Annotated in this window: 9 protein-coding genes and 1 tRNA gene; 3 read left to right on the forward strand and 7 right to left on the reverse strand. The window is 41.8% G+C overall.

What is annotated here, in order from left to right:
- The first annotated feature begins 61 nt into the window (after positions 1-61).
- Positions 62-1,333: a serine--tRNA ligase gene (gene serS / locus BMX56_RS29610; RefSeq protein WP_090653345.1), complete on the forward strand. Its 1,272-nt coding sequence runs from the start codon at positions 62-64 to the stop codon at positions 1,331-1,333.
- A gap of 78 nt (positions 1,334-1,411) precedes the next feature.
- On the opposite strand, the gene nadB is transcribed toward serS, so the two are convergent.
- A complete protein-coding gene (gene nadB, locus BMX56_RS29615; protein WP_090653346.1) occupies positions 1,412-3,004 on the reverse strand; it encodes an L-aspartate oxidase in 1,593 nt (530 codons plus the stop codon).
- Between the two features lie 407 nt (positions 3,005-3,411).
- Between nadB and nadA the strand changes: the two genes are divergently transcribed.
- Positions 3,412-4,404: a quinolinate synthase NadA gene (gene nadA, locus BMX56_RS29620; protein WP_090653347.1), complete on the forward strand. Its 993-nt coding sequence runs from the start codon at positions 3,412-3,414 to the stop codon at positions 4,402-4,404.
- 76 nt (positions 4,405-4,480) lie between these two features.
- Here nadA and BMX56_RS29625 read toward each other — a convergent pair.
- Positions 4,481-4,553: transfer RNA gene (locus BMX56_RS29625), tRNA-Gly, on the reverse strand.
- A gap of 140 nt (positions 4,554-4,693) precedes the next feature.
- Between BMX56_RS29625 and BMX56_RS29630 the strand changes: the two genes are divergently transcribed.
- On the forward strand, positions 4,694-5,203 hold the full coding sequence (locus BMX56_RS29630; protein ID WP_090653348.1) for a gamma carbonic anhydrase family protein: 510 nt from the start codon (positions 4,694-4,696) through the stop codon (positions 5,201-5,203).
- On the opposite strand, the gene BMX56_RS29635 is transcribed toward BMX56_RS29630, so the two are convergent.
- From BMX56_RS29635 to BMX56_RS29655, 5 genes are all read right to left on the reverse strand, one after another.
- Positions 5,193-6,839 (reverse strand): Ig-like domain-containing domain, encoded by a 1,647-nt coding sequence (locus BMX56_RS29635; RefSeq protein WP_090653349.1) that lies wholly within the window; start codon positions 6,837-6,839, stop codon positions 5,193-5,195. The two genes, BMX56_RS29630 and BMX56_RS29635, sit on opposite strands and share 11 nt — an antisense overlap.
- A 115-nt stretch (positions 6,840-6,954) precedes the next feature.
- Positions 6,955-8,817, reverse strand: coding sequence for a tRNA uridine-5-carboxymethylaminomethyl(34) synthesis enzyme MnmG (gene mnmG / locus BMX56_RS29640; RefSeq protein ID WP_090653350.1), 1,863 nt, complete (start codon positions 8,815-8,817; stop codon positions 6,955-6,957).
- Between the two features lie 422 nt (positions 8,818-9,239).
- Positions 9,240-9,485: a CBU_0592 family membrane protein gene (locus BMX56_RS29645; protein WP_090653351.1), complete on the reverse strand. Its 246-nt coding sequence runs from the start codon at positions 9,483-9,485 to the stop codon at positions 9,240-9,242.
- Position 9,486: 1 nt separating this feature from the next.
- A complete protein-coding gene (locus BMX56_RS29650; RefSeq protein ID WP_090653352.1) occupies positions 9,487-11,355 on the reverse strand; it encodes an ABC-F family ATP-binding cassette domain-containing protein in 1,869 nt (622 codons plus the stop codon).
- Positions 11,352-12,008 carry an NAD(P)H-binding protein gene (locus BMX56_RS29655; protein ID WP_090653353.1) on the reverse strand — a complete coding sequence of 219 codons (657 nt, stop codon included), beginning with the start codon at positions 12,006-12,008 and terminating at the stop codon, positions 11,352-11,354. Before BMX56_RS29655 ends, BMX56_RS29650 begins: the two co-directional genes overlap by 4 nt.
- Between the last annotated feature and the right edge of the window lie 207 nt (positions 12,009-12,215).

Raw genomic sequence — 12,215 nt, forward strand, 5'->3', positions numbered from 1 at the left:
AGCCATGAACTATGAACCATAAACTATGAACTAATTATATCTTTGCCTTAAAAATAAAATAATGCTGCAAGTTAGTTATATCCGGGATAACCGGGAACAGGTTTTGGAACGTTTGGCTGTAAAAAATTTTAAACAGCCCGAACTGGTTGATGAGTTGATAGGGTTAGATGACAAACGTCGCTCCACCCAAACCAGTATGGATAACGTTTCGGCCGAGGCCAATGCAGCATCAAAACAAATTGGCGACCTGATGCGTGCCGGCAAAAAAGCCGAAGCAGAAGAGATTAAAGCCAAAACCGGTGCCTGGAAAGAGGACATCAAAAAATTTGGTGATCAACTGGCCGCAACTGAAGAAGAGCTTTACCAAAAACTGGTATTGCTACCCAACCTGCCGCATAGCTCGGTGCCCAAAGGCTTAACACCCGAAGAAAACGAAGTTGTTTTAGAGAACGGCGCGAAGCCGGAATTACCCGCCAATGCCCAGCCACATTGGGAACTGGCTGCAAAATATAACCTGATTGATTTTGAATTGGGTGTTAAAATAACCGGCGCCGGTTTCCCGGTTTATAAAAATAAGGCTGCCAAACTGCAAAGGGCGCTCATCAATTATTTTATCGACGAAGCCGAAAAAGCAGGTTACGGCGAAGTGAGTGTACCGCTGATGGTTAATAAAGACTCCGGTTTTGGCACCGGTCAGCTTCCCGATAAAGAAGGACAGATGTATTTTGTAAATGAGGACGAGCTATACCTGATCCCTACTGCCGAGGTACCTATCACCAACATCTTCCGCGACGTAATATTAAAGGGGGATGATTTGCCCGTTAAGCATTGCGGGCATACGCCATGTTTCCGTCGCGAGGCGGGTTCTTATGGCGCGCATGTTCGTGGATTGAATAGGTTGCACCAGTTTGATAAGGTAGAGATTGTACAGGTGGTACACCCGGATAAATCATACGAAACCCTGGAGTTAATGAGTGCTCATGTGCAGGGCTTGCTACAAAATCTTGGCTTACCATACCGCGTGCTACGCTTATGTGGTGGCGATATGGGCTTTGCATCGGCTTTAACTTATGACATGGAAACCTGGAGCGCGGCACAACAGCGCTGGCTGGAAGTATCATCTGTATCAAACTTCGAAACTTTCCAGAGCAACAGGCTGAAACTCCGTTTCCGTAATTCCGAAGGCAAAACACAATTAGCACACACCTTAAATGGAAGCGCGCTGGCTTTGCCACGTATTGTTGCTACTTTATTAGAGAATAACCAAACTGAAAAGGGGATTAAAATACCAGAGGTATTGGTACCTTACACTAAGTTTGAATGGATTGATTAAGTCCGGGACAAGAAAGATTATATTATTTTAAGCGAACTTAGGTTCGCTTAAAATAATATTCGCAACAAAGTCTATTTTCTAAAACACCGTATCTTTAACTTCCTCCGCATGAACCGGGTAATCTGTAGTATAATGCAACCCACGGCTTTCTTTGCGCAACATAGCCGATTTTACTACGATGAACGATACCTGGATTAAGTTACGCAGCTCGCAGAGTTTTACAGATAGCTTGGTTTTTTTGTAGAACGATTCCGTTTCTTCGTACAGTAAACCTAAGCGGCGCATAGCGCGTTCCAGCCTGAAATCGGAGCGGACGATACCCACGTAGTCGTTCATCAGCTTTTGCATTTCGCGCACGTTGTGGGTTACCAGGATGTCTTCGTTTGATAGTTGTACGCCATGCTCATCCCAATCCGGAATGTTTTCGGGGATCACAAAACTTTCAAACTTTCCTATCGCGTCTTCATAAATACGGTGTGCAAATACCAGGGCTTCTAATAACGAATTGGATGCCAAACGATTGGCACCATGCAAGCCGGTTGATGAACATTCACCGCAGGCATACAGTCTTAAAATGGACGACTGGCCAACATGATCAACCATAATACCACCACACATATAGTGGCAGGCAGGCGCAACAGGGATCATATCCTTGGTCATATCTATCCCAATTTCCAGGCATTTGGCATATATATTAGGGAAATGGTTTAAAATATCTTTTTTACTGCGATGGCGGATATCCAGGTACACAAAATCCTCACCCGATTTTTTTATTTCGGCATCAATGGCCCTTGCTGTTATATCCCTTGGTGCCAATGATTTACGCGGATCGTACTCCTGCATAAACTCTTCACCGTTGGTACGTTTTAATACGCCGCCAAAACCACGCACTGCCTCGGATATCAGGAATGATGGATATTCGCCGGGGTTATATAAAGCGGTTGGGTGAAACTGGATAAACTCCATATTCCTTACTTTACCCTTAGCACGGTAAACCATAGCAATACCATCTCCGGTAGCAATGGTAGGGTTTGTGGTGATAGAGTAGATATGACCGGCACCACCCGATGCCATTACGGTTACTTTCGACAGAATCTTTTCCACAACATTGCTTTCGGTGTTGAAAGCGTAAATACCGTAACACGTAATATCGGTACTCGATTTACCTACCAATTCGCCCAAATGGTGTTGGGTAATCAGGTCTACAGCAAAATAATGTGTCAGGATCTCGATATTCGGATTTTTGTGTATCTCTTCTAATAACGACCGTTCAATTTCAAGCCCGGTTACATCCTTATAATGCAGTACCCTGAATTCAGAGTGGCCGCCCTCTTTGGCCAGGTCGTAAAAGCCTTCGTTGGTCTTGTCAAAATTGGTTCCGTAGTCAATAATTTCATTAATCCGCTCCGGGCCTTCTTTAACAACGGCTTCCACAACTTCGCGGTCGCAAAGACCGTCGCCGCTTATTAACGTGTCTTCGATGTGTTTTTCAAAAGAATCTTCTTTTTTATCAACAACTACTGCTACACCGCCCTGGGCATACTTAGTGTTCGATTCGTCTTCGTTTGATTTTGTAACTATCAGCACCTTACCGTGTTTGGCTGCCTTAAGGGCAAAACTTAATCCGGCGATGCCTGATCCTACGATCAGAAAATCAACATTTCGGGTCATATTTTATGTATATATGTGTAAAAGTACACTTTGTGTTAATAACGGGTATAAAAGATGTTAATTTCGTGTAAACAAATAGCTAACAAATAATCAAAGTGTGGAGAACTCCATTTTTGATGCTGAAAGTGAAAAAATTTTCAGCGACTTTTGCGCAGTTTAAACACTAAAGCTAACATTTTACAGGTTACCTAATTATTAACAAATAACTTTTTAAATTAATATTTGATTGTCATACAAATCACAGGATCAACTCAATAGAAAATAAAAACCTGTGGAAAACTGTTAATAAAAAGTGAAAAATAACTTTTATAGCATTTTTTTAAATGACTTTTGCACATAACTAACACCATAACAAACAATAGTTTTATTTATATATAAAATTAGTTGTTATTAATTGATTTGTTGAAATGGATATCTTCGAAGAAATAAATGTGACAGGATTTGTGGACGAATACATCGACCCAACCCTGGACTTGTTTGATGAAATTGAAAAACTCAAAAAGGAAAAAAATGCAGTCATTTTGGCCCATTACTACCAGGATCCCGATATACAGGATATTGCAGATTATATTGGCGATAGCCTTGGGCTATCGCAGCAGGCTGCCAAAACAGATGCCGATGTTATCGTTTTTGCCGGGGTACATTTTATGGCCGAGACTGCCAAGATACTTTCGCCTGCAAAGAAGGTTTTACTTCCCGACGTAAAGGCAGGATGCTCATTAGCAGATAGTTGCCCGCCACATTTGTTTAAAAAGTTTAAGGAAAATTATCCGGATCACCTGGTGATCACCTACGTAAACTGTACTGCCGAACTGAAAGCTTTAAGCGATATTGTTTGTACATCGAGCAACGCAGTGCAGATTGTAGAAAGCCTGCCGAAAGATCAGAAGATCATCTTCGGGCCCGATAAAAACCTTGGCGCATATGTTGCCAAAAAAACAGGACGCGACCTGGTATTGTGGAATGGGGCCTGCATGGTGCACGAGATTTTCAGCCGCGAAAAGATCACCAAACTGAAGGAGAGGTACCCCGGTGCAAAACTGCTGGCACACCCCGAATGTGAAGAAGTGATATTGCAAATGGCCGACTATATAGGCTCTACAACGGGTATTTTAAAGTATGCGGGTACTCACCCCGAAAAAGAGTTTATAGTGGCTACAGAGGCCGGAATACTGCACCAGATGCAAAAAGAGAACCCGGATAAGATATTTATTCCGGCGCCACCAAATAACAGCTGTGCCTGCAACGACTGCCCGCACATGAAACGTAACACGCTGGAAAAATTGTACCTGTGTTTAAAGAATGGATTACCAGAGGTTACCGTACCTGAGCATATTATTGAAAAAGCAGTGAAGCCGATTGAGAGGATGCTGGAGATATCGGCGAGGCTGGGGTTATGATTTGAGATAATTATTCACCCGTCATTGCGAGGCACGAAGCAATGACGGTAGTCTAGTACATTGGTTTAACTATAAGAGCGGAAAACGGGATTCGAACCCGCGGCCTTCAGTTTGGGAAACAGATGCTCTACCAGCTGAGCTATTTCCGCTAATTTTGTATTCAAACATAAAAGAAATTATTGAATTAATGAATTATCGATTTAATGAATTAGTTTAGTTATGTATAAAGGAGCGATAAATAATTAAGTCGGTTTCTTCAATTCAATAAATCAGTAATTCAACAATTAAAATGGTCATACTTCCTGTTAAAGATAAAAGCCCAATCTGGGGCGAAGATTGTTTCATCGCCGAAAACGCTACCATTGTTGGTGATGTGGTAATGGGCAGTAATTGTTCGGTTTGGTTTAATGCGGTTATCCGTGGCGATGTGCATTATATCAGGATAGGGGATAACACCAATATCCAGGATGGCGCGGTGATACATGCTACCTATTTAAGGGCGCCTACAAATATTGGCAGTAATGTATCTATAGGCCATAACGCCCTGGTGCATGGCTGTACGCTGCATGATCATACTCTGGTGGGTATGGGCGCTATCGTGATGGATCATGCGGTTGTTAACCAGTTTGTGATCATTGCTGCCGGCGCGGTAGTATTGGAAAATACGGTGTGCGAATCGGGTTTTTTATATGCCGGTATGCCTGCAAAAAAAATAAAGCCTTTAACAGATCAGCAAATAGAACTGCTTAAGCAGCTTCCAAAAAACTATAGCATGTATTCGGGTTGGTTTATGGAGTAAGTGGCTCCTTGGGCACTACAATAGGTTCCTCGGCCTCCCAATTGGGTCTCAGGGTAATTTCTTTTTCGTTTACCCAGGTATTTTCGGGTTGCTTTTTTAAGTGCACATTACCGCTGTCCCAACGGCCATTTTTATTTTCGTCGTAAATTACCCGGATGAAGTATTTGCCGGTTAAAATAGTTTTATAGGCAACAGGCCCGCTTCGCCTTATAGGGGTTGTCTCTAATACAACTTTTTGATCATTAAGCAACTCAATAACATAGGCTTTTGAGGTATCGGGCAATGTAACTTTCAACGTAAGCGAACTATAGTTTTCGGGCTTATCAGGCTGGAATTTTTTTGAAGCGTATTTATTTTTGTCACCATATATATCCGTAAATGCGCCGGGGTTAAAAATAAGCTCGTATTTGGCGTTTTGCCGCCAGCGGTATTTAAGTGTTAAGCTCTTAACATTTCCGGTATCTTTTTGTAAAGTATAATCGGATGAGCCCAGCCCGATAGAATCTTCCTTCAGCGTGATCTGAGAATTGTCAATAGCATCTACGGGCAGGTTGCTGGTAATTTTAAGATCGGTACCTGGTTTAAGCTTATCGTTGGATATATTGTATTTGAAGTTGAATACCCGGACGAAGGTTTCTTTTTTCTGTTTTAGCAGGTAGGTTGTGTCAACCGGTTTATTGTTATCATAAACGGCTACCCGGATGGAATCGAAGTTCATGTATTTTACAAATATGGATGCGGTATCCTTAGTTTTACTAAATTCTACAAACTTCTGGTTGTTGATATCTGCCGGGTAAATTATTTTTAGCGATGGGTTTTGCAAGGCCTTATTAAATATCAGCAACATTTTTCCGTCAACGTCAAACCGTTTTTCGGAGAATCGGAATTTTTCGGGGAATTGCTTAAAAAGGTTTAGTTTGATATTTGCTGTATCGGATTTAAGATTGATGGGTTTCTTTAAAAAAGCGATGAGTTCATTATCGTTGTTAAAAATTTTATCCGGGCTTGCTTCTTTTAACGCGTAAATACGATACTGGTCTTCATGTAAATTATTTAAACTAAAATTTCCCGATGAATCGGTGGTGGTAAAAATGGAGGGCTTCTTTTTACCGAAGAGGAGGGAATCTTGTTTCAGTGGGAAAAGCATTACCGTTACATCTTTTTCATTTTCCCTGGTGAGGGTATTGGTAACCGTTCCCGAAATGCTCAGCGAATCAATATGTGGGCCGGTTGAAAAAACGTAGGTGAAATTTTTCATCACGTTACTTTCGTTTACATCCTGGATGCCTTTTCCAAAATTGATAACGTAGGTTGTATTTTTTTTAAGGGTGTCTTTGAAAACTATACGCAGGTGTTTTTTATTAGCCGAGTACTCCGGTTGTTTTTCCATGGTTGGGCTCATGGTAATTTCGGTGTACTGGTTGGCCAGTTTTATAAACTCGTCAAATTCCAGGTTAATTTCTTTGGCGGCAAAATTGCGGGTCTTGTTGGCCGGCAAGGCCTTCACCAAAACCGGGGGTGTTACGTCTCGCGGGCCTCCCTGCGGTTGTTGCTGGGCTGCGCAGCCAAAAATGACCAAAGCGACAAAAATATAGAAGAAAAAATTGTAAAAATTAGCCGGTTTTTGATTTAACATAGTTTTTAGGCGATATAAGCGATTTTTATATTTTTACGAATCCTACTATTAAAAATGTAAAATAATTGATTTAAAAAGACTTTTTGTAAATTATTAATTATCAGTTAGTTATAATCTATCGGGACACATGAACCATCAAAACCGAAATATCCGATGGCGAAACGCCAGAAATTCGGGATGCCTGGCCTAAAGTGCGTGGTTTTATCTTCATCAATTTTTCGCGGGCTTCTTTTGATAATGAAACTAAAGTGTGATAATCGAAATTTGGATTGATCTCCCGGTCTTCCATTTTTTTCATCCGGTCAACAATTTCCATTTCTTTTATAAAGTAACTCTCATATTTGATTTTTATTTCAGCCTGCTCAATTGTTTCTTTGTCATAGGCCGATAATAATTCTTCCAGCCCGGTGTCGGCTTTTTTAAGATCGTTAAAACCAACCTGCGGGCGGCTCAGCAAATTGAAAAGTTTGGCGCCCTGGTTAATGGCCGATGTACCCAACTCCTCAAGCAAACCATTTACTACAGATGGGTCGATAGATTTGGTACGGGTGTAGGCAACGATATCATCCGAGTTTTTAATCTTCTGATTTACCTTATCTAACCGTTCGTCGCTTATCAATCCTAAATCATGGCCCATGGGAGAGAGGCGGATATCGGCATTATCCTGGCGTAATAATAAACGGTGCTCTGCCCTTGAAGTAAACATGCGGTATGGTTCTTCGGTTCCTTTAGTTACCAGATCATCAATCAATACACCGATATATGACTCCGATCTTTTCAGGATCAGTTCATGTTTATCATTGATTTTTTGATGCGCGTTGATACCTGCTATGAAGCCCTGCGATGCTGCTTCCTCATATCCGGTGGTACCATTGATCTGTCCGGCGAAGTACAAGTTGCTGATCAATTTGGTTTCTAATGTTAACCCTAACTGGATAGGCGGGAAGTAATCATACTCGATGGCATAACCCGGGCGGAACATTTTGGCGTTCTCGAAACCGGGTATTTGAATCAGCGCTTTATACTGTACATCTTCGGGCAGGGAAGTTGAAAAACCATTTACATAAATCTCTACCGTGTTCAATCCTTCAGGCTCAACAAAAATCTGGTGACGGTCGCGCTCTGCAAAACGGTTTATCTTATCTTCAATAGACGGGCAATACCTTGGGCCTAATCCTTTGATGCGGCCGGTAAACATGGGCGATTTTTCGAAGCCTTCTTTTAAGGTTTCGTGTACGTTGGTATTGGTATAAGTAATCCAGCAGCAGCGTTGCTGTTGTATCATTTCGACATCGGTGTAGGAGAAACGGCCGCGTTCTTCGTCGCCCCATTGTTCTTCCATCAGGGAGTAATTAAGGCTGCGTCCGTCAATGCGGGGAGGGGTGCCGGTCTTCATCCGGCCGGCATCAAAACCTAATTCAATCAGTTGTTCGGTTAAGCCCGTTGCCGATTTTTCGCCGGCCCGGCCACCACCAAATTTCTTTTCGCCTATGTGAATGATACCATTTAAAAAGGTGCCATTAGTCAATACAACAGCGTCGGCTTCTATCTCGACACCTAAGGAAGTACGTACTCCCGCAATGGTATTTCCTTTTATTAAGAGCGACGAAACAGTATCCTGCCAGAAGTCGACATTGGGGGTACGCTCCAGTGCTAAGCGCCATTCTTCGGCAAACCGCATACGGTCGCTTTGTGCTCTTGGGCTCCACATAGCAGGACCTTTTGACTGGTTTAGCATCCTGAATTGGATGGATGTTTTATCGGTGATAATACCCGAGTAGCCACCCAATGCATCAATCTCGCGCACTATTTGTCCCTTGGCAACACCGCCCATAGCGGGGTTACAACTCATCTGTGCAATCACGCCCATGTTCATGGTGATGAGTAAAACAGACGACCCAAGGTTGGCTGCTGCTGCCGCTGCTTCACAGCCTGCATGCCCTGCACCAACCACAATAACGTTATATTTCTTAAACATTTTATACCTCCATGTTCCACGTGGAACAATCAAATTTATCACACTAATTGTTACGAATTTTTTTCGAATTGCACGAATAAAACCCGGATGATTTGTATGCTCTAATTAGCTTTAATAGGAGCCAGTTAGTATCTATTAACAATGCAACTATTGCTGCTTTTGTTGACGTCGCTCTAATAATGGTATTCTTTTAATGTTCCACGTGGAACATTAAATCACGAGCACTTATCTGAATATATAGTGACAGTATAACTTTATTTTATACTCATGTTCCACGTGGAACGTCCCTTGGTTTAGTTATCTGTCTCTTTGTGATTTTTTGTATTTCTTTTAAATTTATTGCATAATACTTTAACTGTATTGTTAATTATTGGCCTGTTTTTACATCTACTTGAGTTAAAACAGTTATAAAACACCTTCTTTTATACTGACGTTCCACGTGGAACCCGCAATAAAGATACCAGTGCTACAGCACCCCAAACACCCTCTAAAACAACAAAAGGGTAGAAGCTTACCATATACGATGCATAGCAACAAGTACCCGCACCTATAAAATTAAATAGCTTGTAAACCCTGTTTTCTGATGAAAGTTTATTCAATAAATTAAGTACAAAGGCTATTAATAAAATAATAACACCTATAGATGCTATGATATCCGATAGTTTCATTTTATGCCTCGTTTAACTCAGTTAATTCCATCCAACGGGCGCTTTTGGCATCCAGCTTTTTATTTAAATCGGCTATCTGCGCTATGGTTTCATTAAGCTTTGCCAGCTCAATACCTACCTTGTTTAGTTCGTCGGTTTTAGCTTTTATGCTGTTTTCTATAACGGTAATTTCGGCCTCTATAGTCTCTAATTCCTTAGCTTCCTTGAAACTTAATTTGCTTTTTTTAGCTACAGGAGCAGCAACAGGGGTAGGGGCAGTATTGCCTTTTTTATTCTGTTGTTTGGCTTCATCCAACTCAACTCGGTACGATGAATAGTTGCCGTTATATATGCGCACTTTACCTTGTCCTTCCATAATAAATAGCTGGTCGGTTAGTTTATCAAGCAAATACCTATCGTGCGATACCATCATTAATATACCCGAATAGTTGGTTAAAAACTCTTCCAATACATTCAGGGTATCAATATCCAAATCGTTGGTAGGCTCATCCAGGATCAGGAAATTAGGATTCTTCATCAGGATGCTCATCAGCTGCAAACGTTTCTTTTCGCCACCGCTTAGTTTGGATATAAAGCCATACTGCTTGGCAGGAGGGAACAGGAATAATGTAAGCAGGGCAGAGGCGGAGATCATTTTACCATCGGCCATAGTAATAAACTCGGCCACGTTTTTTACCACATCTATCACGCGGTCGTCCTCTTTAAATAAAATTCCAGATTGATGAAAGTAGCCGATAACCGTGGTTTCGCCTTTTATAATGGTTCCTTTATCGGGCTGTAAACCTCCGGTGATTAAATTTAGCAACGTTGATTTGCCTGTACCATTTTTACCGGCTAAGCCAATCCTGTCGCCTTTTTTAAATACGTAGCTAAAGTTTTCGATATAAGTATTGCCGTTGAAGCCTTTATATAGGTGCTCCATCTCCATAATCTTGTTGCCCTGGCGTGCTGTTTTTACACTCAGTTCAACCTTATCACGGGCTCCGCCCTGTTTGGTTTTTTCTTCAAGGTCATAGTAAGCATCAATACGGGCCTTTGATTTGGTACCGCGTGCCTGTGGCTGGCGGCGCATCCATTCCAATTCTTTTCTTAACAGGTTGCTGTTTTTTTGAAACGATGCTTCGTCTGCTGCATCCCGCTCGGCTTTCTTTTCAAGGTAATAAGCGTAGCTGCCATTGTAGGGTACTATCTTGCCACGGTCAATTTCCAGTATCTCGTTACAAACGTTATCTAAAAAGTACCTGTCGTGTGTAACCATCAATATGGTTTTTGATCCGTCGGTCAGTAACTTTTCCAGCCATTCTATAGTATCAATATCCAGGTGGTTGGTAGGCTCATCCAAAATATAAATGTCAGGGTCTTCAATCAGCAGCTTGGCAAGCGCCAAACGTTTCTTTTGGCCGCCAGACAGGGTGTTGATGTGCTGGTTAAGGTGATGGATATCCAACCGGCCCAAAATAGTTTTTATTTTGTACTCGTATTCCCAGGCATCAACCTCGCTCATCTCTTCCATGATCTTTTCAAGTGCCTTGGCATTGTCAGGATCGTTTTCCAGCAATTCTTCGTATTTACGGATCATTTGCTGCTGTACATCATCGGCATGAAAAATATAATCGCTGATGGTTACGGCATCCTTAAAGCCGGGATCCTGTTCAAGGTAGCCCATGTTAAGGTCGCGCGCTTGCACTACCTTACCTTCGGTCGGTTTGATATAGCCGGCCAATAATTTTAATAAGGTTGATTTGCCGGCGCCGTTAACACCAACCAGTGCAACCCTGCGGCCGCGGTTAATGCCTATGGTTATATTTTTAAATAACCAGTTGTCATGAAATTGATGGCCAAGGTTCTCGGCAGATAGATAAGTACTCACGATAGTTGCTTTATTTGATCAGACTCGTATATAAACGTGCCAGTATTGTTTTTTGTTGATTGTTTGTACATGGCCATAGCTACAGTTTCGCCGGCGATGCTCCGGTATTTTTTCCAGCCGCCAAATAACAGGGGATCTATTATTTTAAAGAAAGCGATCAGCGCTTTTTCCATTGACCGTTTTTCCTGCCTGTTACCAGTTAACATCGATGGGCGGTAGATATATAACGCAGGTAACCCTAATTGCCGGATATCGGCCTCTGTTTCGCCCTTGGTTTTTGTATAAAAAACGGACGACCCGGCATCTGCGCCTATTGATGATACCAGGTGATATTGCCCAATACCGTTTTTCAGCGCCAATTGTGCCAGTTGCAGGGGATAATCATGATCGATATGCCTGTAAACTGTTTTATCGGGTGTTTTTTTGTTTGTTGTACCAAGGCAGCTGAATAAAGCATGCCCCGTTAGCGCATCGGCATAGCTATCCAACTGGTCGAAATTGACCACCAGCTGCGTTAATTTTTTATGATCGAAATCTATTTTTTTCCTCACAAGGATCAAAACTTCGTCGTAAAAGCTTTCACGCAGCAAAATTTGGAGCAATTTACTGCCAATAAGTCCTGTTGAACCTGCAATAATAGCTTTATTTGCCATTGATACTTAATTTTTTGCAAAAATACACATAATTAAATCAGTGTAAATATAAAGCGGTTTGAACGGCGGTGAAGACTCACCCGACGAGGCTGCGCCCGTCACCCTCTCTTCGGCTGCGGTGACTGTTGCACAACTAAACAAGCCAACAGTGGCTTTAGAATTAAGTTCTTTGAAATATTGATTAAAATATTGATTATTAGTATATTA

Source organism: Mucilaginibacter sp. OK283 (genome assembly GCF_900110415.1).
GTDB lineage: Bacteria > Bacteroidota > Bacteroidia > Sphingobacteriales > Sphingobacteriaceae > Mucilaginibacter.